The sequence below is a fragment of the Paralimibaculum aggregatum genome, assembly GCF_030270585.1.
In the GTDB taxonomy this organism is placed as follows: domain Bacteria; phylum Pseudomonadota; class Alphaproteobacteria; order Rhodobacterales; family Rhodobacteraceae; genus Thermohalobaculum; species Thermohalobaculum aggregatum.
This window is the reverse complement of sequence record NZ_BSYI01000001.1, coordinates 151,646-174,186: the sequence shown is the minus strand read 5'-3', so window position 1 is coordinate 174,186 and position 22,541 is coordinate 151,646. Positions and strand designations below refer to the sequence as shown.

The window sequence follows — 22,541 nt, the reverse complement described above, 5'->3', positions numbered from 1 at the left end:
CGAAGGGCCGCGGCGGTCATCGCGTTTCGGGCCCCGGCCGCGCGGCAGGCGACGCGTGCGGCGCGCTCCGGGGCCGCCGCTTGCCGCGAGCCGGCCCTGACAGGCGGGCCGGTTCCGTGAAACATCCCGGCGAGCCGGGCCATGCGCCAATCTGAGGAGATCCCCATGGCGGCCAGCGTCAGCCCCGCGACCGAGCCAGAGATCCTGCTCGAGGTCAACAATATCGAGGTGATCTACAACCACGTGATCCTGGTGCTGAAGGGGGTCAGCCTCTCGGTGCCCAAGGGCGGCATCGTGGCGCTGCTCGGCGGCAACGGGGCGGGCAAGACCACCACGCTGAAGGCGATCTCCAGCCTGCTGCAGTCCGAGCGCGGCGAGGTCACCAAGGGCCAGATCCGCTATCGCGGCGAGGCGATCCCGGAGGGCAACCCCGCGGCGCTGGTGAAGCGCGGCGTGATCCAGGTGATGGAGGGCCGGCACTGCTTCGAGCACCTCACCGTCGAGGAGAACCTGCTGACCGGCGCCTATACCCGCCATGACGGGCGCGGCAAGGTGAACCAGGATCTCGAGATGGTCTACAACTACTTCCCGCGGCTGCGGGAGCGGCGCAAGTCCCAGGCCGGCTACACCTCCGGCGGCGAGCAGCAGATGTGCGCCATCGGCCGCGCGCTGATGAGCCGGCCGGAGACGATCCTGCTCGACGAGCCCTCGATGGGCCTCGCGCCGCAGCTCGTGGAGGAGATCTTCGAGATCGTGAAGAGCCTCAACGAGAACGAGGGCGTGAGCTTCCTGCTGGCCGAGCAGAACACCAACGTGGCGCTGCGATATGCCCATTACGGCTATCTGCTGGAGAGCGGCCGCGTGGTGATGGACGGCGACGCCGCGGAGCTGCGCGAGAACCCCGACGTCAAGGAGTTCTATCTCGGCATGGGCGAGGAGGGGCGCAAGTCGTTCCGCGAGGTGCGCTCCTATCGCCGCCGCAAGCGCTGGCTGAGCTGAGCCGGCGGCGCATTCCCCCCTGCATCGAGGGCGCGGCGCCGCGGCGGCGCGGCGAAACCCGGCCGGATTCGTCACGCCCTGCGGCGCCATGCCGGTGCCTGCCCCTTGACCTCGCCCCGAGATGACGGTTGAAGGCGGGTGCGCGAGCCACGAGGAGGAACGGCGCCGATGATGGGCGACAAGGACGAGACCAGGAACCTGATCATCGCGGTGGCGCTGTCGATGCTCGTCATCGTCGGCTGGTACGCGCTGTTCCCGCCACCGGAGCCGGAGCCGCAGCCGGCCGGGCAGGTGACCGCCGGGGGCGCCGGCGCGCCTGCCGGCGTCGATGCCGCGGCCCCCGGCACCGCCGGCGGCCCCGTGGTGCCGCTCGACCGCAGCGCGGCGCTCTCGCGCGCCGAGCGCATCGAGATCGAGACCCCGGCGCTGTCCGGCTCGATCGCGGTGCGCGGCGGCCGGGTCGACGATCTCGACCTTTCGAAATACAAGGTGAGCCTCGAGCCGGATGCGGCGACGGTGACGCTGCTCAACCCGACGCGCTCGCCCAACCCCTATTTCGTCGTCTATGGCTGGCTGCCGGCCGTCGGCACCGCTGCCGGCCCGCTGCCCGGACCGACCACCGACTGGCTGGTCGAGGAGGGCGAGCGCCTCACCCCCGAGAGCCCGGTGACGCTGGCCTGGGACAATGGCGAGGGCCTGATCTTCCGCCGCCGAATCGCGGTGGACGAGGACTACATGTTCACCATGACGCAGTCGGTGGAGAACACCACCGAGGCGGAGGTGGCGCTGGCGCCCTATGCCTATATCGCGCGGCGCGGCGAGCCCGACACCCAGGGCTTCTTCATCCTGCACGAGGGCGCGCTCGGGGTTTTCGACGGCGAGCTCTCCGAGCTCGACTACGACGATCTGCTGGAGATGCCCGTCGACCCGCTGGGCCGCGAGAGCGGCCGCCTGCAGGCGCGCCAGGTCGAGCAGAACGGCTGGCTCGGCTTCACCGACAAGTACTGGATGACGGTGCTCGCCCCGGCCGCCGGCCAGCCCTTCAGCGCGGTCTACCGCGTGCAGAACGGCGCCGGCCGCCCGGAGTTCCGCACCGAGATGCGCCTGCCCGCGGTCAGCGTCGCCCCCGGCACCCGCGGCGAGGTCAGCACCCGGCTCTTCGCCGGCGCCAAGGAGGTCACCACGATCTCCGCCTACGAGGAAGAGCTGAAGATCGACAAGTTCGTCGATTCGGTCGACTGGGGCTGGTTCTATTTCCTCACCAAGCCGTTCTTCTGGATGCTGCACTGGTTCAGCAGCGTGATCGGCAACATGGGCTGGTCGATCATCCTGCTCACCCTCTGCGTCAAGGCGGTGCTGTTCCCGCTGGCCTACAAGTCCTACGTCTCGATGTCGAAGATGAAGGCGCTTCAGCCGCAGATGGAGAAGCTGAAGGAGCGCTGCGGCGACGACAAGCAGCGCATGCAGAAGGAGATGATGGAGCTCTACAAGCGGGAGAAGGTGAACCCGGCCTCGGGCTGCCTGCCGATCCTGTTCCAGATCCCGATCTTCTTCGCGCTCTACAAGGTGCTCTTCGTCACCATCGAGATGCGGCACGCGCCCTTCATCCTCTGGATCAGGGATCTCTCGGCGCCGGACCCCTCGACCTGGATGACGCTGTTCGGCGTCTTTCCCTGGGATATCCCGGCCTTCCTCTCGATCTTCTCGATCGGCGTCTTCCCGATCCTGATGGGCATCACCATGTGGCTGCAGCAGAAGCTGAACCCGGCGCCCACCGATCCGACGCAGCAGATGATCTTCGCCTGGATGCCCTGGGTCTTCATGTTCATGCTCGGCCAGTTCGCCGTGGGCCTGGTGATCTACTGGACCGCGAACAACACGATCACGATCATCCAGCAATACGTGATCATGCGCAGCCAGGGGGTGCAGGTGGATCTGCTCGGCAACATCAAGCAGAGCTTCAAGAAGAAGCGAAAGCAGACGCAGGAGTAGGCCGGGCATGTCCGGCCTGCCCGACCCGGCGGCGCTGTTCCCGCTGCCAGAGGTGCGGTCGGTGGTGCATCTGGCGCCGCTGGCCGAGGGGCGGGAGAATGTCGAGGCCGGCGCCTTCAGCTACTACAGCAGCCCGCGGGAGCCAGAACGCTTCTTCGAGACCCAGGTGCTCTATCACTGGCCCTTCGTGGGCGACCGGCTGGCGATCGGGCGGTTCTGCGCGCTGGCCGAGGGGGTGCGCTTCCTGATGGATGGCGGCAACCACCTGACGGACGGGTTCAGCACCTATCCCTTCGAGATCCATGGCGGCGCCTGGGCCGCGGGCTTCGACGGCAGCCGATACGACCGCCAGCGCGCGGCGAAGCGGCGGGGCGAGACCCGGCTCGGCCACGATGTCTGGCTCGGCCATGGCGCGACGGTGCTGGCCGGCAGCCGCATCGGCTCGGGCGCGGTGATCGGCGCCGGGGCGGTGGTGGCCGGCGAGATCCCGCCCTATGCCGTGGCGGTGGGCAATCCCGCCCGGGTGGTGCGCCGGCGTTTCGACGCGGACACCACGGCGCGGCTGCTCGCGCTCGCCTGGTGGGACTGGCCGGTGGCGCGCATCGCCGCGGCGCTGCCGGCGATCCGCGGGGCCGACATCGCGGCACTCGAGGCCGCAGGAGAGGCGACATGACCGAGACCACCGCGCGGCTCGCCGCGATCCACCGCTTCCCCGTGAAGGGCCTCGGCGAGGAGGTTCTGGAGACGGCGTTGCTGACCCCCGGCCGGCATCTGCCGGACGACCGCCGCTGGGCGCTCGCCCATGCCGGCTCCGCCTTTGATGCCGAGGCCCCCGCCTTCGTCTCGCGGCGCAATTTCGTGCAGACCGCGCACAGCCCCGAGCTCGCCCGCACCGCGCTCCGGCTCTCCGGCACCGAGGTCACGGTCTCGGCGCCGGATGCCGAGCCGCTGAGCGCCGATCTCGGAACCCCGGCCGGCGCCGCCGCCCTCGCCGCCTGGGCCGAGGCGCGATGCGGCCACCGCCAGCCCGGCCCCTACCGGCTCGCCGCGCTGCCCGGCGCCGGGCTGACGGATGTCGCCGATGCCCATGTCTCGATCCTCTCCGACGCCTCGCTGCGGGCGCTGGGGGAGGCCGCCGGCCGCCCGCTCGAGCGCCGGCGCTTCCGCGGCAATCTCTGGATCGACGGCCTCGCCCCCTGGGCGGAGTTCGACCTCGTCGGCCGCGAGATCGCCATCGGCCCGGTGCGCCTGCGCATCACCGAGCGGATCGGCCGCTGCGCCGCCACCACCGCCAGCCCCGCCAGCGGCCAGCGCGACACGCCGGTGCTCGAGATCCTCCGCGAGCGCTGGGGGCACACCGATTTCGGCGTCTATGCGCAGGTTGTCGCCGGCGGCAGCGTCACCCCCGGCGACCGGGTGCTGGCATGAGCGCGGCGCTCTTCTCCATCGACCCGGAGGTCGGGCCGGAGGCGCTCGAGGCCGGCCGCCTGCTCTTCGCCGGGCCCTGCGATTTCGTGAAGGGCGTCGTCGCGCTCGACGGGCTGCCACCGGCGGACCGGCCGGAGGTCTGCTTCGCCGGGCGCTCCAATGTCGGGAAATCCTCGCTGATCAACGCGCTGACCGGGCGGCGCGGGCTGGCGCGGGCCTCGAACACGCCGGGCCGGACGCAGGAGATCAACTATTTCGCGCTCGGCGAGGCGGCCTATCTCGTCGACCTCCCCGGCTATGGCTTCGCCAAGGCGCCGAAGCCGAAGGTCGAGGCCTGGCAGGCGCTGCTCCGGGCCTATCTCGCCGGCCGGGTCTCGCTGCGCCGGGTGTTCCTGCTGATCGACAGCCGCCACGGCGTGAAGCCGGCCGACCACGAGCACATGGAGTTGCTCGACAAGGCCGCCGTGAGCTTCCAGGCGGTGATGACCAAGGCCGACAAGCGCGGCGCCGCCCTCGACCGCACCCTCGAGGCGGTGAAGACCGAGCTCGCCAAGCACCCCGCCGCCTATCCCGAGATCCTCACCACCTCCTCCGAGACGGGGGCGGGCATTGACCGACTGAGGGCAACGATACTATCAATTCTCTAGGAGTTTTCGTTTCCAGATAGGTTGGCGTGCTATGGGGTACGTAATATTTGACAATCGGGTCAATACATTCACGACCGGTTTTAATGTGATTGAGCCGACGCTCCAGCTGAACAATGATGATTTCGTTTTCTATCCCAATGACAGCTGGATCCTTGTGGAGACCGTTGATGATGGCGTTCTTCGGAGAAACGAAACGGTACTTATCTATGAATTTGACAGCTTTTATGGAGATATTGATGTCTCAACAGAAGAAGTTGGGACATATGTCGGCGCTCTAGGTCTGGGTTTTGGATTTGGCTATGATAGCGTGGTTTTGGACGTGGGGTTTGGGTACGATGTATTCACAAATGCCGATGAGTATATAAACTACACACCTTATTTTGATGAGGTCAGGTCCTCGAATGTGGTTTTTTATATAAGCGTGTTCCCGGACACCAATGAGCCGCCAGTTGCCGTGGATGATGTTTTTTATGTCCGAGCTGGGCGGGAAGTCGCGCTCGATGTTCTTGGCAACGACTACGATCCGGATGGCAGTGCGCTCTTCTTGATCAACGCCCTAGGCTCTTCACATGAGGATCTATCGGTAGAGAACGGGAAGGTGGTCTACGAGGCGCCTTCCGGTGGCCTGACAAGTGATTTTTTTGTCTATGGCGTCGAAGATGTCGATGGAGCCTATTCGATCGGCACAGCAATTATTGAGATCTACCCGGAGTCAGCGTTTGGGCTTGGGTTGTCCATCAATGAAGCCCACAGCGTCGCCTATCTCTACGAGGCCGGGTTGAACCGTGACGGGAACATCGACGCCGATGGGCTCAACTTCTGGATCGACGCGCGCGAGAACGGGCTTTCGGAGGCGGCGCTGGCGCAGCGTTTCCTCGACAGTCCGGAATTCGCCGCCGCCTTCGGCGATCCGGACACGCTCTCGGACCGGGGGCTGGTCGAGGTGCTCTATCGCAACGTGCTGAACCGCGACGGCGAAACCGGCGGCATCGATTTCTGGACCGGCGTGCTTGCCCAGCCGGGCTTCGGGCGCGACGACCTGCTGCTCGCCTTCGCCAAGAGCCCGGAAAACCTCGACGGCTCGGCCTTCGTGGAGGATCTCGCCGAGGTCGCGCCGGGGGTCTGGGATTTCCTCGGATAGCGGCGCGCCGGGGCGGCGGGCCGGGCTTCCGCCATGCCCGGGGCGCTGCCGGTTCCATCTGCGGCTTCACCTCCAACAGGGGGCTTCCCATGCCCTGCAGAGGGTAGTAGGTTCACGCTACACCCGGCGGCTGCACGGGGATGCGCATGGCCAAGTTCGGCCATGCGTGATACGACGCGCGGCGGGCTGGACCGGGAGGAGCGGGGCGCGATGGACGAGCTGACGCTGAGCTTTGCCGCCAGGGTGTCGGACCAGGATTTCGACGGCATGCCAGCGGTCTATGGCCATCTCGCCTTCGACCCCGGCGCCGCGCCGGCGGAGATCGACCCGGAGACCCGCGAGGCGGTCTATCCGGTCGCGCCGGAGGATGCCCGGCTGGTGATCGACGGGGTGGAGGTGACGCCCGGCGAGATCGCCATCGTCGTCGGCAACGATTTCGTCTTCAGCCTCGGCAGCATCAGCCTCGTGGTCGATACCGTGGCGGTGATCGCCTCGGGCGAGACCGCGGCCGGGGCCTACGAGATCCGCGTCGGCTACGGGCACCAGACGCTCTCGACGCTGACTGGCAACGCGCTGCCCGAGAGCCTGCCCGCCTTCACCAAGACCCAGGCCTTCGGCACCGCCTTCTTCGCCGAGAGCGTGGCGGCGGCGCCGCTGCGGGCGGAGACCGAGGCCTTCGCGATCTCGGAGGGCGAGATCGGGGCCGGGCTCGCGGAGGCGGAGGCGCGCTTCGTCGCCTATCTCTACGAGGCGGCGCTGGACCGCGACGGCGCGATCGATGCCGAGGGGCTCAATTTCTGGATCGACGCGGCCGAGGCCGGACTGACCCGCACCGAGCTGGCCGAGGCCTTTCTCGCCGCGCCCGAGTTCACCGAGAGCTTCGGCGCCGCCGACGGCCTTTCGGAGACCGAGCTGGTCGACCGGCTCTACGAGAACGTGCTGGACCGCGCGGCCGACGGTCCGGGCCAGGACTTCTGGCGCGAGGCGGCGGCGCAGCCGGGCATCGGCCCGGCCGAGCTGCTGATCGCCTTCGCGACCAGCGAGGAAAACCGTGCCGGCTCTCCGCAGGTGGAGCTGCTGGTGGAGACAGAACCCGGGCTCTGGGCGTTCCTCTGACCCGGGACGAGACAGCCGGCGCCCGGCGCGCCCTGGCCGCAGACATGAGGAGACGGAGATGCAGAGAGACCCGAACTGGAGCGCCGAGCTTGCCGAGCAGGTGCTGGCGGAGATCGCGGCGGACGAAGGCCCGATCACCCCGCTGGTCTTCGTGCCGACCGGGGAGGGCGCACGCGACCTGACCCTGGCCGAGCCCGGCCCCGAGGGCGTGCTGACCGCAGGCAGCGACCTCATCGACTTCATCGAGCTCGAGCTCGACGAGAACGCCGCCTACACCTTCCTGTCGCTCGGGCGCACCACCGAGGGCGTGGCCGAGACGCAGATCTTCATCATCGACGACGAGGGCTATCCGCTGGTCGCGATCGACGGCAACGATCTCGCGGTGGAGCAGGACGGCACCGACACAATCTGGCAGTTCCGCCCCGGCTATACCGGCACCTACTATCTCAGCATCGCCTTCGACAACCCGGAGAACACCGGCGACTACGGCATCGCGGCGCTCGGCAATTTCGGCGAGCTCGACGAGGACACCGGCAACATCGCGCCGGTGGTGGTGGACGACGTGATCGCCACCGAGCGCTTCGTGGCCTCGGTGCTGCCGGTGCTCTCGACGGATTTCGACGAGGATGGCGACCAGCTCGAGGTGATCGAGATCTTCGAGCGCAGCTTCGCCGATTCCGAAGAGACGATCCCGATCCAGGGCTTCGCCGCGGTGGTCGACGGCGAGATCATCTATCGCAGCCCGGGCAGCTTCACCGGCTCCACCACCTTCGGCTACACCGTGAGCGACGGCAATGGCGGCACCGATACCGGCGTCGTGGTGATCGAGGTCTCCGAGGGGCTGCCGGTGGCCGAGGGCGAGGCGACCCGCTCCGAGGCGCAGCGCATCGCCTATCTCTACGAGGCCGGGCTGAACCGCAACGGCAACATCGACACCGAGGGGCTCAACTTCTGGATCGATGCCAATCAGACCTTCACCCTGGTGCAGATCGCCAACTTCTTCATCGAGAGCGACGAGTTCGCGGCCAGCTTCGGTGACCCGGACACCCTCTCCGACGAGGACTTCGTGCGCACGCTCTACGAGAACGTGCTGAACCGCGAGGCCGACCAGGAGGGCTTCGACTTCTGGTTCAACGCCTTCCAGGACCCGGAGATCTTCAACGGCGACCGCGGGCTGCTGCTGCTCGGCTTCACCGACAGCGGCGAGAACCTGATCGGCTCGCCGGAGGTGGCGGAGATCGTCTACACCGATGCCGACAGCGACGGCAGCTTCGAGTGGGTGGTCTGAGCCGACCACCCGTTGCCAAGGTCAGGCGGCGGAGGCGGCATCGGCCCGCGCCGCCTCCCAGGCCAGCATCGAGCGCTTGACGCCGAGCCCCCAGTGATAGCCGCCGAGCCCGCCGTCGCGGCGCATGGCGCGGTGGCAGGGGATCAGGAAGGAGATCGGGTTCCGCCCCACGGCGGTGCCCACCGCCCGCACCGCGCGGGGGTGCCCGATCACGCGGGCGATCTCGGAATAGGTGGTGACCTGCCCCGAGGGGATCGCCATCAGCGCCTCCCACACCTTGATCTGGAACGGCCCGCCCATCGGCGCCAGCGCGATCTCGCCGCGGCCGGAGAAGGCCGCCTCGACCCAGGGGCGGAGCAGCTCCGGCGCCTCGCGGAGCCGCGCCTCGGGCCAGCGCGCGGCCATGTCGGCAAAGCTCGCCTCGGCGCCGGTCTCGGCGGTGAAGGCCAGGCCGCAGAGCCCGTGCTCTGTGCCGAAGGCCAGCGCCGGGCCGAACGGGCTGGCGAAGCTGCCATGGGCGATCTCCAGCCCGGCGCCGCGGCGGGCATAGGTGCCGGGCGTCATCGCCTCCCAGCGCAGGAACAGGTCGTGCAGCCGCGAGGGGCCGGAGAGCCCGGTCTCGTAGGCCGCGTCGAGCAGGGTGAAGCGCTCGGCCAGCAGCCGCTTGGCATGGTCGAGGGTGAGATACTGCAGGTAGCGCTTGGGGCTGACGCCGACCCAGCGGCTGAACATGCGCTGGAAATGCGCCGGGCTGAGGCCGATCGCGGCGGCGACCTCCTCGAGCCCCGGCTGCCGGGTGCGGTGCGCCTCGAGATAGGCCAGCGCCGCGGCGATGAGTTCGTGGGCGAAGGGGTCTCCGCCCGGGATCTCTGGGGCGGTCCCGGTCTGGGCGGCGGTTTCGGGGCGGAGCTGGGTCTCGGCGGTCATCGGATGTCTCCTCGGGATCTCTTGCCCCGAGGATAGGGGTGCGAGGGGCCGCCTCCCACCCGTTTCCTGCGGCCCGGCTTCCGGGGCTGCGCAGGGGGCCGGCGGCCGGCCCCCCGGGGTGCCGCGGCCTCAGCGCCGCCGCGGCTCGTCCATCAGCCCCTTCAGGATCGCCCAGCAGAGCAGCAGCAGCACGATGGTGAAGGGCAGGCCGGTGGAGATCACCGCCGCCTGCAGCGAGGCCAGCCCGCCGCCGATCAGCAGCGCGATCGCCACCGCACCCTCGAAGCAGCACCAGAACACCCGCTGCGGCATCGGCGCATCGACCTTACCGCCGGCGGTGATGGTGTCGATCACCAGCGAGCCCGAATCGGAGGAGGTGACGAAGAACACCACCACCAGCAGGATGCCGATGAAGGAGGTGATCGAGGCCAGCGGCAGTTCCTTCAGCATCTCGAAGAGCTTGAGCTCGAGCGGGGCGTCCTGCACCGCGGTATAGCCGTCGGCGACGAACTGCGTCAGCGCGGTGCCGCCGAACACGCTCATCCAGAGCACGCAGACGAAGGAGGGGATCAGCAGCACGCAGATCACGAACTCGCGCACCGTGCGCCCGCGCGAGACCCGCGCGATGAACATGCCGACGAAGGGCGACCAGGAGATCCACCAGGCCCAGTAGAAGGCGGTCCAGCCCTGGCTGTAGTTGGTGTCCTCGCGGCCGAAGGGCATCGAGAGCGCCGGCAGGTTGGTGAGATAGGCGACGATGCTGTCGCCGAAGATCGCGAAGATCGCCGCCGTGGGGCCGGCGATCAGCACGAAGATCAGCAGCACGAAGGCCATCCCCATGTTGATCTCGGAGAGCACCTTCACGCCGCCGTCGAGCCCGCGCACCACCGAGATCAGCGCGATCGCGGTGATCCCGGTGATCAGCAGCACCTCGGTGGTGGTGCCGACCGGCACGCCGAACAGCAGGTTGAGCCCGGCATTGGCCTGCGTCGCGCCATAGCCCAGCGAGGTGGCGAGGCCGAACAGCGTGGCGAACACCGCCAGCGTGTCGATGATGTGGCCGGTCCAGCCCCAGACCCGGTCGCCGAAGATCGGGTAGAAGGCCGAGCGGATGGTGAGCGGCAGGCCCTTGTTGAAGGTGAACAGCGCCAGCGCCAGCGCCACCACGGCATAGATCGCCCAGGGATGCAGGCCCCAGTGATAGATCGTGGCCGCCATGCCGAGCCGTATCGCCGCCTCCTGATCGCCGGCCGCGGCACCGAGCGGCGCCCAGTCGGTGCGCACGCCGTCGGCGACGGTGGTGCCGCCGAGCGCGCTGGAGAAATGGCTCATCGGCTCGGAGACGCCGTAGAACATCAGCCCGATGCCCATGCCGGCGGCGAACAGCATCGCGAACCAGCCGGGATAGGAATAGTCCGGCGTCGCGTCCTGCCCGCCGAGGCGGACGCTGCCCCAGGGGCTGACGATCAGCATCAGGCAGAAGATGACGAAGATGTTGCCCGCGCCGAGGAAGAACCAGTCGAAGGTGCTGGTCAGCCAGGGGCGCAGGGCGCCGAAGATCGCCTCGGCCTGACCCGGCAGCGCCAGCGCGAAGAACACGAAGGCGATGATGCTGAGGCCCGAGATGGCGAAGACGGGGTTGTGCACATCGAGGCCGAGAGGCCCGATCTGGCCCTGGATGTTGTCCTGGCCGATCTCGTAGTCGGTCTCGATGAGATTGGCCGGCCCCTCGGGCTCGGGTATGCCTTGGGGATCAGCGGTTTCTTCGGTCATCTCCCTCTCCTGATGGCTCGTGTGGATCGGTGGCCGGGCGGATCGGGGGCGGTCCGCGATATGGCGCGGGGTCCCGGCCGGACGGCGCTTGGCGCGACTGACGCGGAGGTCAGGGGCACGGACGATCCTCGCACCCTAACGGCTCAGCCGGTGGCGGCAAGCGCCGTCCGCATGTTTTCCGGCTGCGGCTGCCGGTCCGGCGCGGGGGGCGACCGCGGTGCGGCTTGTCAATCGGGTCCCGCTGTGCCACTCGGGCGGCCATGTCGCGCACGCTCAGCCATGCCGAGATCAAGGAGGCGTTCCGCCGGTTCGCGGAGGTCCGGCCCGAGCCGGAGGGCGAGCTCGTGCACACCAATGCCTATACGCTGCTGGTGGCGGTGGCGCTCTCGGCGCAGGCCACCGACAAGGGCGTCAACAAGGCCACCGCCGGGCTCTTCCCCGTGGCCGACACGCCGGAGAAGATGCTGGCGCTCGGCGAGGCCGGGCTGATCGAGCACATCCGCACCATCGGGCTCTACCGCAACAAGGCGAAGAACGTGATCAGGCTCTCGCGCATCCTCGTCGAGGAGCATGGCGGCGAGGTACCCTCCTCGCGCGCCGCGCTGGCGGCGTTGCCGGGGGTGGGGCGCAAGACGGCGAATGTCGTGCTCAACATGTGGTGGCGCTTGCCGGCGCAGGCGGTCGACACGCATGTCTTCCGGGTGGCGAATCGCACCGGCCTCGCGCCGGGCAAGGACGTGCTGGCGGTCGAGCGCATGCTCGAGGACGTGCTGCCGGCGGAATACGCGCTGCATGCGCATCACTGGCTGATCCTGCACGGACGCTATGTCTGCAAGGCGCGCAAGCCCGATTGCGGCGCCTGCGTGATCCGGGATCTCTGCCAATACGACGAGAAGACCCCCGGAGCGGAGGAGCAGGCGGCATGAGCGAACGGCTCGAGGTGGTGGGCATCGGCAACGCGATCGTCGATGTGCTGGCGCGGGTGGAGGAGGGCTTCCTGGCCCGCCACGAGGTGACCAAGGGGGCGATGACCCTGATCGACGATGCCGCGGCGCGGGCGCTCTATGCCGCGATGCCGCCGAGCCGGGAGATCTCCGGCGGCTCGGCGGCCAACACCATCGCCGGGCTCGCGGCGCTGGGGGCGAAGGTCGGCTATGTCGGCCGGGTGCGCGACGACCAGCTCGGGCGCATCTTCGCCCATGACATCCGCGCCCAGGGGGTGGTCTACGAGGGGCCGCTGGTGCCGGAGGCGGCGGCGAACGGCGCCGAGACCGGGCGCTGCATGGTGCTGGTCACGCCGGACGGCGAGCGCTCGATGAGCACCTATCTCGGCGTCTCCGCGGCGCTGCAGCCGGAGGAGATCGACGCGGCGCTGATGGCGCGGGCCGACTGGCTCTATCTCGAGGGCTATCTCTTCGACCTGCCGGCGGCCAAGGCGGCCTATGCCCGCGCCATCGCGGCGGCAAAGTCCGGCGGCGGGCGCGTCGCCTTCACGGTGTCGGACCCGTTCTGCGTCGCGCGGCACCGCGACGACATGCGGGCGATGATCGCGGCGGATGTGGACCTGCTCTTCGCCAACAAGGCCGAGATCCTGGCGCTCTACGAGACCGAGGATCTCGACGCGGCGGCGGTGGCCGCGGCGCGCGACGTGGAGATGGCGGTGATCACGCTTTCGGGCGAGGGTGCGCTGGTGGTGGCCGGCGATGCGCGGACCGCCGTGCCCGCGGCGCCGACGACGCTGGTCGACACCACCGGCGCGGGCGATCTCTTCGCGGCGGGCTTTCTCGCCGGCCTCGTGCGGGGGCGGAGCCCGCGGGACTGCGCGCGCATGGGCTGCCAGGCGGCGGCGGAGGTGATCGCGCATATCGGCGCGCGGCCGGAGGCGGATCTGCGCGAGCTGATGGCAGCGGCCGGGCTCTGAGCGCGGCAGCCGGCGCCGACAGGCGGGCCCGCCGCCCCGTATCGCCGCGCAGGCAAGGCGGAGGGAGGCTGATGCTGGAGGTCCGTGAGATCGCCAAGGCCTATGCCGGGCCGCAGGGGCCGGTGCCGGTGCTGTCCGGCGTGTCGCTGGCGCTCGGCGCCGGGGAGAGCCTCGCGCTGATGGGCGAATCGGGCTCCGGCAAGAGCACGCTGATGCACATCCTCGCGGGGCTCGAGCCGGCCGATGCGGGCCATGTGCGGCTCGGCGGCGCCGAGATCACCGTGGCCTCCGATGCCGCCCGCGCGGCGCTGCGGCGCGACCGGATCGGCCTCGTCTTCCAGCAGTTCAACCTGATCCCGAGCCTGACGGTGGCGGGCAATCTCGCCTTCCAGGCGCGGCTGGCCGGGCGGCACGACCCGGACTGGCAGGCGATGCTGGCGGAGCGGCTCGGCCTCGCCGGGCTGCTCGAGCGGATGCCCGAGGCGCTCTCCGGCGGGCAGCAGCAGCGGGTCGCGATCGGCCGGGCGCTGGCGGTGCGCCCGGAGCTCCTGCTGGCCGACGAGCCGACCGGCAATCTCGATCCGGAGACCGGCGACCGGGTGCTCGACCTGGCGCTCGAGCTGGTCGCCGAGACCGGCGCGGCCTTCCTCATGGTGACGCACAGCGAACGGCTCGGCGCGCGGCTCGGGCGGCGGCTGACGCTGGCCGAGGGGCGCGTCGCGTGAGCCGGGCCGCGGCGCGCTGGGCGGCGGCGCTCGGGGCGCTGGCCTCGCACTGGCGCCGGCGGCCGCTGCAGGCGGCGGCGGCGCTGCTCGGGCTGGCGCTGGCGACCGCGCTCTGGTCCGGCGTGCAGGCGCTGAACGGCGAGGCCAAGCGGGCCTATGCCGAGGCGGCGGCGGTGCTCGAGGGCGACCGCATCGACCGGCTGGAGCCGGTGGCCGAGGGCCGGCTCGATGTCGCGACCTATGCGGCGCTGCGCCGGGCCGGCTTGGCGGTGAGCCCGGTGATCGAGGGCAGCCTCGGGGTCGGCGGACGCCGGCTGCGGCTGGTCGGCGTCGAGCCGCTGACGCTGCCGCGCTCGGCGCTCGGCGAGGCGCTGCAGGCGGACGGGCCGGACATCGCCGCCTTTACCGGCCCGCCCTGGGCGATGCTGGCAAGCGCCGAAACGCTCGATCGGCTCGGCATCGCCCCCGGCAGCCGCGGCCGCGCCGATGACGGCCGCGCCCTGCCGCCGGCGGTGGCCGCGGACCGTCTCGCGCCGGATCTGCTGCTCACCGACATCGGCGCCGCCGCGGCGCTGCTCGGCCCCGGGCTCACGGCGCTGCTGATCGACCCGGAGGCGCCGGCCTCGCCGGTTCCCTGGCAGGAGATCGCGGGCGACCGGCTGGTGCTGGTGCCGGCAGCGGGCGAAAGCGGGCTCGACGGGTTGACCGGGAGCTTCCATCTCAACCTCACCGCCTTCGGCTTCCTGGCCTTTGCCGTGGGGCTGCTGATCACCCATGCCGCGGTGGGGCTGGCCTTCGAGCAGCGCCTCGGGCTGATCCGCACGCTCCGGGCCTGCGGGGTCTCGGCGCGGGAGGTTGCGGGGCTGCTGCTGGCGGAGCTGGCCCTCGGCGCAGCGCTCGCCGGCGCGCTGGGGCTGGTCGGCGGATGGCTGGTGGCGGGGCTGCTGATGCCCGGCGTCTCGGCAACGCTCTCCGGGCTCTTCGGTGCGCCGGTCTCGGGCGGGCTCAGCCTCGCGCCCGGCTGGTGGGTGCAGGGGCTGGCGATGAGCCTTGCCGGCGCCGCCATCGCGGCCGGGCACACGCTGGCCCGGGCCTATGCGCTGCCGCCGCTCGCCTCGGCCCGGCGGCAGGACTGGGCGGCGAGCGGGCGGCGCACCCGGCGGCTCGAGGCGGCGCTGGGGCTCGCCGCGCTGGCCGCCGGCGCCGCGGTCTGGGGCTTCGGCTCCGGGCTGGTCGCGGGCTTTGCGCTGATGGCGGCGATGATGCTGGCGGCGGTGCTGCTGCTGCCGGCGCTGCTCGCCTGGCTGCTGGCACGGGCGGCGCGGCTGGCGCGCGGGCCGGTGGCGGAATGGGCGGTGGCGGACAGCCGCCAGCAGATCCCCGGGCTGAGCCTCGCGCTGATGGCGCTGCTGCTGGCGCTGGCGGCGAATATCGGCGTCGGCACCATGGTCGAGAGCTTCCGCACCACCTTCGTCGACTGGCTCGAGCGCCGGCTGGTCGCCGATATCTACGTCTCTCCGGCGCGGGCGGAGCAGGAAGCCCCGCTCGGCGCCTGGCTGGCGGCACGGCCCGAGACGGCGGAACTGCTCGGCCTGCGCCGCACCGAGATCCGCCTCGGCGCCGAGCGCCTCGAGCTGATGGGCCGCCCCGCCGCGCCGGCCTATCGCGAGGGCTGGCCGCTGCTCGAGGCCGCCCCCGGCGCCTGGGACCGGCTGGCCGAGGGCACCGGGCTCCTCGTCAGCGAGCAGCTCTCGCGGCGCATGGGACTCGGCCTCGGCGACGCCGTGGTGCTGCCCGCGCCCGGGGGGGCGTGGCCGGTGGCGGTGGTCGGGATCTATGCCGATTATGGCAACCCGCGCGGCGAGGCGACGGTCGGGCTCGCGGCGATGGAGGCGCGCTGGCCCGGCGCCCGCTTCGACGGCTACGGCGTCCGGCTCGTGCCCGGCACCGACACCGGCCCGGTGATGGCGGCGATCGAGGCGGCGTTCGGCCTCGGCCCGGACGAGCTTGTCGACAATGCCGGCGTGCGCCGCTTCTCGCTGCGGGTCTTCGAGCGCACCTTCGCGGTGACGGCGATGCTCAACCTCTTCACCCTCGGAGTGGCCGGGGTGGCGCTGTTCGCGAGCCTGCTGACGCTCTCCGATCTCAGGCTGGCAAGCCTCGCGCCGGTCTGGGCGGCGGGGGTGCCGCGGCGGCGGCTGGCGGCGCTGGAGCTCGGCAAGACGCTGGCGCTGGCGCTGCTGACGGCGGTGCTGGCGATCCCGCTCGGGCTCGGCCTCGCCTGGCTGCTGGTGGCGGTAATCAATGTCGAGGCCTTCGGCTGGCGTCTGCCGCTGCATCTCTTCCCCGGCCAGTGGCTCTGGCTGATCGGGCTGACCGCGGTGACGGCGCTGGCGGCGGCGGCGCTGCCGATGCTGCGGCTGGCCCGGCTGCCGGCGGCGCGGCTCGCCAAGATCTTCGCGGAGGAGCGGTGATGGCGGGCGTGCTGGCCCTTGTTCTCGGCCTCTTGCTGGCGCTCCCGGCGGCGGCGCAGGAGGCCGAGCGCGCCTTCGACCGGATGCGCTCGGGCGGGGCGGGTTTCGCCGAGGTGCTGCCGGAGACGGCGCTCCGCTTCCCGGAGGACCATGGCGCCCATCCCGGCTTCCGCATCGAGTGGTGGTATGTCACCGCCAACCTGCGGGACGCGGAGGGCGCCCCGCTCGGCCTGCAATGGACCCTCTTCCGCTTCGCCACCCGGCCCGGCGGCGCGGCGGATGCGGGCTGGGCGACGCCGCAGATCTGGATGGGCCATGCTGCGGTGACCACGGCCGAGGCGCACCGCGCCGCCGAGCGCCTCGCCCGCGGCGGCATCGGCCAGGCCGGCGTTGCCACCGACCCCTTCGCCGCCTGGATCGACGACTGGGTCTTCGCCCATGCCGGCGCGGGCGGCGCCGGGGCGTTCTCGCCGCTGCGGCTGGCGGCGCGGGGCGAGGGTTTCGCCTATGACGTGACGCTCGCCGCCGAGGGGCCGATGGTGCTGCAGGGCGAGGCGGGCTACTCGGTGAAATCCGCGGTCGGCCAGGCGAGCCACTACGCCAGCCAGCCCTTCTTCGCCGTGGAAGGCTGGGTCGAGGTCGCGGGCACGCGCCGGCAGGTCACCGGCCGCGCCTGGATGGACCGGGAATGGTCGAGCCGCCCGCTCGCCGGGAGCCAGAGCGGCTGGGACTGGTTCTCGCTGCATCTCTCCGGCGGCGAGAAGCTGATGGTGTACCGGCTGCGCGACAGCGCCCGCGGCGACTATGTCACCGGCAACTGGATCGCGCCGGACGGCACCAGCACGCGGCTGGCGCCCGGGGCGGTGCGGCTCGCCCCGCTCGCCCGCGCCGAGGTCGCCGAGGGGCGCGAGATGACGGTGCGCTGGCGCATCGAGATCCCCGCACGCGGGCTGGCGGTGGAGACGCGGCCGCTCAACCCGCGCGCCTGGAACGGGCTCAGCACCGCCTACTGGGAGGGGCCGGTCTTCGTCGAGGGCAGCCATGCCGGCGAGGGCTATCTCGAGATGACCGGCGAGTGAGCGGGCGGCAGGGGCGGCCGAGCCGGGGCGCGCTCCCGCCCGCCCACCCCGCGCGCCCCGGCTCGGCCTTCGCGCTGCCCCGGCGCCGGCGAGGGCGCGCGGCCGGGCTGGTTTCTGGCCCGGTCTGGCGCTATATCGCGGCGATGGACAGGATGACCGAGGGCCCCGGCCTTGCGTTTCGCAAGATGCACGGGGCCGGCAACGATTTCGTGGTGATCGACGCGCGCGGCCGGGCCGATCCGGTGACGCCGGCGCTGGCGCGTGCGCTCGGCGACCGGCACCGGGGTGTCGGCTTCGACCAGCTCGCGGTGCTGGTGGAGGCGGAGGGCGCCGATGCCGGGCTGATCTTCTGGAATGCCGACGGCTCGCGCGCCGCGGCCTGCGGCAACGCCACCCGCTGCGTCGCCGACCTGCTGCTCGGCGAGGGGCGGGGGCCGGAGCTGGTGCTGCATGTCGCGGGCCGCGGCGAGCCGCTGGCCGCGCGGCGCCGGGGCGACGGCGCGGTCGAGGTGGACATGGGCACCGCGGCCACCGACTGGCGGGCGATCCCGCTCGCCCGCGATGCCGACACGCTGGCGCTGCCGCTGCCCGGCGCGCCGGTGGCGGTGAGCATGGGCAACCCGCATGCGGTGCATTTCGTCGAGAGCCTTCCCGCGGTGGCGCTGAAGAGCTGGGGCCCGGCGGTGGAGACCGATCCGCTGTTCCCGGAGCGCACCAACGTGCAGTTCGTCGAGGTGCTGGACCGCGGCCATGTGCGCGCGCGGGTCTGGGAACGGGGCGTCGGCGAGACGCTGGCCTCCGGCTCCTCGGCCTGCGCCATCGCGGTGGCCGGCCACCGCCGCGGGCTGACCGACCGGCGGCTCGCGGTGGACCTTCCCGGCGGCCGGCTCGAGATCGTCTATGGCGAGGACGGGCACTGCCTGCTCTCGGGCCCGGTGGCGCATGTCTTCGAGGGCCGGCTCTCCGCGGCCTGGCTGGCGGCGGCCGCGGCGGCGGAGGCCGCGCCGTGAGCGCGCTCCCGGAGAGCGCCCCCGGCGTGCCGGAATTCGCCACCTTCGGCTGCCGGCTCAACGCCTACGAGTCGGAGGCGATGGCCGAGATGGCCGCGGCCGCCGGGCTGACCGATGCGGTGGTGGTGAACACCTGCGCGGTGACGGCCGAGGCGGTGCGCCAGGCGCGCCAGCAGATCCGCAAGCTCGCCCGGGAAAACCCGGGCCGGCCGGTCATCGTCACCGGCTGCGCGGCGCAGACCGAGCCCGAGACCTTCGCCGCGATGCCCGAGGTCGCCCATGTGCTCGGCAATGCCGAGAAGATGGCGCCGGCCTCCTGGGCGCGGCTGGCCGGGGGTGCGGCCGAGCGGGTCGCGGTCGCCGACATCCAGGCGGTGCGCGAGACCGCGGGCCACCTGATCGACGGCTTCGGCACCCGCGCGCGCGCCTATGTGCAGGTGCAGAACGGCTGCGACCACCGCTGCACCTTCTGCATCATCCCCTATGGCCGCGGGCCCTCGCGTTCGGTGCCCGCCGGCGTGGTGGTGGAGCAGATCCGCCGGCTCGTCGGGCGCGGCTACAACGAGGTGGTGCTGACCGGGGTCGATCTCACCTCCTGGGGCGACGACCTGCCGGGCCGGCCGCCGCTCGGCAACCTCGTGCAGCGGATCCTCAGGCTGGTGCCGGAGCTGCCGCGGCTGCGCATCTCCTCGATCGATTCGATCGAGGCGGACCCGGCGCTGGTCGAGGCGATCGCCGGCGAGCCCCGGCTGATGCCGCATCTGCATCTCTCGCTGCAGGCTGGCGACGACCTGATCCTGAAGCGCATGAAGCGCCGGCACCTGCGGGACGACGCGATCCGCTTCTGCGCCGAGATCCGCGCGGCGCGGCCCGAGGTGGTGTTCGGCGCCGACCTGATCGCGGGCTTTCCCACCGAGACCGAGGCGGCCTTCGAGCGGACCCTCGCGCTGGTCGAGGACTGCGGGCTGACCTGGCTGCACGTCTTTCCCTATTCGGCGCGCAAGGGCACCCCGGCGGCGCGGATGCCGCAGGTGCCGGTGGCCGAGCGCAAGGCCCGGGCGGCACGGCTGCGCGCGGCGGGCGCGCGCGCGGCGGCGGCGCATCTCGCGGCGCAGGCCGGCCGCGAGCACGCGGTGCTGATGGAGAGCGCGCGCCGCGGCCGCACCGCGCAGTTCGCCGAGGTGGTCTTCGCCGAGGACCGTCCGGTGGGCGGGATCGTGCCGGCGCGCATCACCGGCCATGACGGAGGGCGGCTCCGGGCGGCGCCGCTCCCTGCGGCTGCGGCTGCGGCAGCCCGTCCGGAGGCCTGAGACCCGGGCCTCCGGCTCCAGATCATCGGAAAAAGGACGTTTCAATGGCACATACCGATACCGAGACGAACGAGACGCCGGCAGCGGGCAATCCGCCCCCCGGCATCACCCCCGTGGCGGTGATCGACCTGCGCGACCCGCCCGAGGCGGTGCGGCGCAACTGGGGCTGGCTCATGGCGGTCGGCATCGCGCTGATCCTCGGCGGAACCGCGGCGGCGGCGATGCCGATGCTCGCCTCGGTGGCCGCCGAGCTGACCGTGGGCGTGGTGTTCGCCGTGGCCGGCGTCTGCCAGCTCGTCCAGGCGCTGCGCACCGGCGGCTGGTCGGCCAGCGCCTGGTGCCTGATCTCGGCGCTGGCCTATCTCGTGGGCGCGGCGCTGCTGCTGCTCAACCCGCTGGCCGGGCTGATGGCGCTCACGGTGGTGATGGCGGTGGTGTTCCTGTTCGACGGCGGGCTGCGCCTCGCGATGGGGCTGAAGCTGCGGCCCGAGCGCGGCTGGGGCTGGATCACCGCCGGCGGCGTCGGCTCGGTCCTGCTCGGCGCGATCATCGTGCTCGGCCTGCCGGGAAGCTCGCTGACCCTGCTCGGCGTGCTGATCGCGATCTCGCTGATCTTCGAGGGCTGGGGCTTCGTCTTCATCGCCCTCGCCGCGCGCCGCGCCGGGCAGGGCGAGGCCGGCGAGGCCTGAGCCCCTGCCGCCGGCGGTGCCTTTTCACGGCTCCGCCGGCGCGATAGAGAGGGGCGAACCGGTCGGAGAGGCAGATGTCGTTTTTCAAGAAGCTGCGCGAGCGGCTGACACGGAGTTCCTCGAAGCTCGGCGAAGGGCTCGATGCGCTGGTCGAGGAGGGCGCCGAGCCCGAGGCGGCCGCTGCCGAGCCGGCCGCAGCACCCGCCACCGCGAAACCCGCTCCGGCGCCTGCACCAGAGCCCGCTCCGGCACCCGCCCCCGAGGCGCCGCGGCGCGGGCTGCTCGGCCGGGTCTTCGGCGGCGCCCAGGTCACGCGCCGGGTGCTCGACGATGCCATGCTCGAAAGCCTCGAGGAGGTGCTGATCGCCTCCGACATGGGGGTCGATACCGCGCTGAAGATCTCCGCGCGGCTGGCCGAGGAGCGCTTCGGCCAGCGGCTCTCCTCGGAGGAGCTGCGCGCCGCGCTGGCGGCGGAGATCGCCGCGGTGCTCGAGCCGGTGGCGCGCCCGATGCCGCTCGGCGGACAGCGCCCGCAGGTGGTGCTGGTGGTCGGCGTCAACGGCTCCGGCAAGACCACCACCATCGGCAAGCTGGCGAGCCAGTTTCGCGCCGCCGGCAAGTCGGTGGTGATCGCGGCCGGCGACACCTTCCGCGCCGCCGCCGTCGAGCAGCTCCAGATCTGGGGCGAGCGCGCCGGCGTGCCGGTGCTGACCGCGCCGCAGGGCTCCGACCCGGCGAGCCTCGCCTTCGACGCGCTCGGCAGGGCGCAGGCCGAGGCGGCCGACATCCTGATGATCGACACCGCGGGCCGGCTGCAGAACCGCGCCGACCTGATGGAGGAGCTGGCCAAGATCGTCCGCGTGCTGCGCAAGAAGGACCCGACGGCGCCGCACAACACGCTGCTGGTGCTCGATGCCACCACCGGGCAGAACGCGCTCTCCCAGGTCGAGATCTTCCGCAAGATCGCCGATGTGAGCGGCCTCGTGATGACCAAGCTCGACGGCACCGCCAAGGGCGGCGTGCTGGTGGCGCTGGCCGACCGGAACCGCCTGCCGATCCATGCCATCGGGGTGGGCGAGGGGATCGACGACCTTGCCCCCTTCGATCCGGGCGAGTTCGCCGCGGCGCTGACCGGCTCGGCCGGCGAGGCCTGATCCCGTGGGCCGGCGCCTCGCGCTCGCGGTGCTGGCCCTCGGCGCGGCGCTGCTCGCGATCGGCGTGCTGGCGGTGATGCCGGGCGGGCGGGTCTCGGAAGCGCCGCGCTCGATGATGGGCTCGGGCTTCGTGAACGACTGGCCCGACGTCGCGCCCTCCACCTGGTACTGGAGCGATCTGCTCGCGCTGCGCATCGACCGGCCGGCGGAAACGACCGTCGTGATCTGGAACCACGGCACCCAGGCGATGGAGGACGCGCCCTCCTGCATGGGCACCGCCTATTTCCCGCCGCCGGCGGTGATCCGGCTCGAGCGGATAGCGGGGGTGCGGGTCTGGTATCTCTGCACCGGGGCGGACCAGTCGGCGGGGCCGCGCGCCCATTTCGAGGCGCGGGCGGCGGAGATCGCGGCGCTGGCGGCCCGGCTCCGCGCCGCCGGGGTGGCGCCGGAGCGGATCTTCCTCGCCGGGCAGTCGGGCGGGGCAACCGCGGCGGCGCTGGCGCTGGCGGCGGAGCCCGAGGGCTATGGCGGGGCGATGCTCTATGCCATGGCCTGGCAGGGCCGGGGCGAGGGCCTGCGCCGCCGGCTGCGCCGCGGCAGCGCGCATGACGGCTGGGTGCGGGCGGCGCTGGCGGCGCCGGAGCGCTTCCCGGCCCTCCTCGTCGCCTTCGAGGCCGACGAATGGAACGGGCCCGAGCATCTTGCCTTCCTGGCGGAGGCGCATCCCGAGAGCCTGAGCCTCTTCGTCCCCGGCTGCGGTGCCGGCCATGGCGGCGCCTATCAGGGCTGCGCGGTGGCGGCGGTGGCCGCCAAGACCGAGGCCTGGCTGCGCGCGCGGCTGGGGCTGCCGGCGCCGGGCGAGTAGCCC

Annotated in this window: 20 protein-coding genes; 18 read left to right on the top strand and 2 right to left on the bottom strand. The window is 71.7% G+C overall.

All coding sequences use genetic code 11. The features are described from left to right. Positions 1–165 precede the first annotated feature (165 nt). From QSJ97_RS00750 to QSJ97_RS00715, 8 genes are all read left to right on the top strand, one after another. Positions 166–999, top strand: coding sequence for an ABC transporter ATP-binding protein (locus QSJ97_RS00750; protein ID WP_285669559.1), 834 nt, complete (start codon positions 166–168; stop codon positions 997–999). Positions 1,000–1,167: 168 nt separating this feature from the next. After that, entirely contained in the window at positions 1,168–2,991 is a 1,824-nt protein-coding gene (gene yidC / locus QSJ97_RS00745) for a membrane protein insertase YidC (protein WP_285669558.1), read from the top strand. 7 nt (positions 2,992–2,998) lie between these two features. Beyond that, complete coding sequence (locus tag QSJ97_RS00740; protein WP_285669557.1) at positions 2,999–3,664, top strand: CatB-related O-acetyltransferase; 666 nt, start codon at positions 2,999–3,001, stop codon at positions 3,662–3,664. Beyond that, positions 3,661–4,419 carry an MOSC domain-containing protein gene (locus tag QSJ97_RS00735; RefSeq protein ID WP_285669556.1) on the top strand — a complete coding sequence of 253 codons (759 nt, stop codon included), beginning with the start codon at positions 3,661–3,663 and terminating at the stop codon, positions 4,417–4,419. The genes QSJ97_RS00740 and QSJ97_RS00735 overlap by 4 nt, the downstream gene beginning before the upstream one ends. Next, on the top strand, positions 4,416–5,066 hold the full coding sequence (yihA, locus tag QSJ97_RS00730) for a ribosome biogenesis GTP-binding protein YihA/YsxC (RefSeq protein ID WP_285669555.1): 651 nt from the start codon (positions 4,416–4,418) through the stop codon (positions 5,064–5,066). The genes QSJ97_RS00735 and yihA overlap by 4 nt, the downstream gene beginning before the upstream one ends. A 31-nt stretch (positions 5,067–5,097) precedes the next feature. Further along, positions 5,098–6,207: a DUF4214 domain-containing protein gene (locus tag QSJ97_RS00725; protein ID WP_285669554.1), complete on the top strand. Its 1,110-nt coding sequence runs from the start codon at positions 5,098–5,100 to the stop codon at positions 6,205–6,207. A gap of 162 nt (positions 6,208–6,369) precedes the next feature. Next, complete coding sequence (locus QSJ97_RS00720; protein ID WP_285669553.1) at positions 6,370–7,323, top strand: DUF4214 domain-containing protein; 954 nt, start codon at positions 6,370–6,372, stop codon at positions 7,321–7,323. A 58-nt stretch (positions 7,324–7,381) separates the two neighbouring features. Beyond that, positions 7,382–8,611: a DUF4214 domain-containing protein gene (locus QSJ97_RS00715; protein WP_285669552.1), complete on the top strand. Its 1,230-nt coding sequence runs from the start codon at positions 7,382–7,384 to the stop codon at positions 8,609–8,611. Between the two features lie 21 nt (positions 8,612–8,632). Here QSJ97_RS00715 and QSJ97_RS00710 read toward each other — a convergent pair whose 3' ends face one another. Continuing rightward, complete coding sequence (locus QSJ97_RS00710) at positions 8,633–9,538, bottom strand: bifunctional helix-turn-helix domain-containing protein/methylated-DNA--[protein]-cysteine S-methyltransferase (protein WP_285669551.1); 906 nt, start codon at positions 9,536–9,538, stop codon at positions 8,633–8,635. 129 nt (positions 9,539–9,667) lie between these two features. Next, positions 9,668–11,311: a BCCT family transporter gene (locus tag QSJ97_RS00705; protein ID WP_285669550.1), complete on the bottom strand. Its 1,644-nt coding sequence runs from the start codon at positions 11,309–11,311 to the stop codon at positions 9,668–9,670. 260 nt (positions 11,312–11,571) lie between these two features. Here QSJ97_RS00705 and nth point away from each other — a divergent pair, with 260 nt between their 5' ends. The 10 genes from nth to QSJ97_RS00655 all read left to right on the top strand — a co-directional run bounded on the left by nth (position 11,572) and on the right by QSJ97_RS00655 (position 22,538). Beyond that, on the top strand, positions 11,572–12,237 hold the full coding sequence (nth, locus tag QSJ97_RS00700; RefSeq protein ID WP_285669549.1) for an endonuclease III: 666 nt from the start codon (positions 11,572–11,574) through the stop codon (positions 12,235–12,237). Continuing rightward, positions 12,234–13,232: an adenosine kinase gene (locus QSJ97_RS00695; protein ID WP_285669548.1), complete on the top strand. Its 999-nt coding sequence runs from the start codon at positions 12,234–12,236 to the stop codon at positions 13,230–13,232. The genes nth and QSJ97_RS00695 overlap by 4 nt, the downstream gene beginning before the upstream one ends. Before the next feature lie 71 nt (positions 13,233–13,303). Continuing rightward, entirely contained in the window at positions 13,304–13,957 is a 654-nt protein-coding gene (locus QSJ97_RS00690) for an ABC transporter ATP-binding protein (RefSeq protein ID WP_285669547.1), read from the top strand. After that, entirely contained in the window at positions 13,954–16,431 is a 2,478-nt protein-coding gene (locus tag QSJ97_RS00685; protein ID WP_285669546.1) for an FtsX-like permease family protein, read from the top strand. The genes QSJ97_RS00690 and QSJ97_RS00685 overlap by 4 nt, the downstream gene beginning before the upstream one ends. Next, positions 16,431–17,510 (top strand): lipocalin-like domain-containing protein, encoded by a 1,080-nt coding sequence (locus tag QSJ97_RS00680; RefSeq protein WP_285669545.1) that lies wholly within the window; start codon positions 16,431–16,433, stop codon positions 17,508–17,510. Before QSJ97_RS00685 ends, QSJ97_RS00680 begins: the two co-directional genes overlap by 1 nt. A 143-nt stretch (positions 17,511–17,653) precedes the next feature. Then, positions 17,654–18,520, top strand: a complete 867-nt coding sequence (dapF, locus tag QSJ97_RS00675) for a diaminopimelate epimerase (RefSeq protein ID WP_285669544.1) — start codon at positions 17,654–17,656, stop codon at positions 18,518–18,520. Further along, positions 18,517–19,830 (top strand): tRNA (N(6)-L-threonylcarbamoyladenosine(37)-C(2))-methylthiotransferase MtaB, encoded by a 1,314-nt coding sequence (gene mtaB, locus QSJ97_RS00670; protein WP_285669543.1) that lies wholly within the window; start codon positions 18,517–18,519, stop codon positions 19,828–19,830. Before dapF ends, mtaB begins: the two co-directional genes overlap by 4 nt. 44 nt (positions 19,831–19,874) lie before the next feature. Further along, entirely contained in the window at positions 19,875–20,519 is a 645-nt protein-coding gene (locus QSJ97_RS00665) for an HdeD family acid-resistance protein (protein ID WP_285669542.1), read from the top strand. A gap of 74 nt (positions 20,520–20,593) precedes the next feature. Further along, complete coding sequence (ftsY, locus tag QSJ97_RS00660; protein WP_285669541.1) at positions 20,594–21,673, top strand: signal recognition particle-docking protein FtsY; 1,080 nt, start codon at positions 20,594–20,596, stop codon at positions 21,671–21,673. A gap of 4 nt (positions 21,674–21,677) precedes the next feature. Continuing rightward, positions 21,678–22,538: a hypothetical protein gene (locus QSJ97_RS00655; RefSeq protein ID WP_285669540.1), complete on the top strand. Its 861-nt coding sequence runs from the start codon at positions 21,678–21,680 to the stop codon at positions 22,536–22,538. Positions 22,539–22,541: the final 3 nt, after the last annotated feature.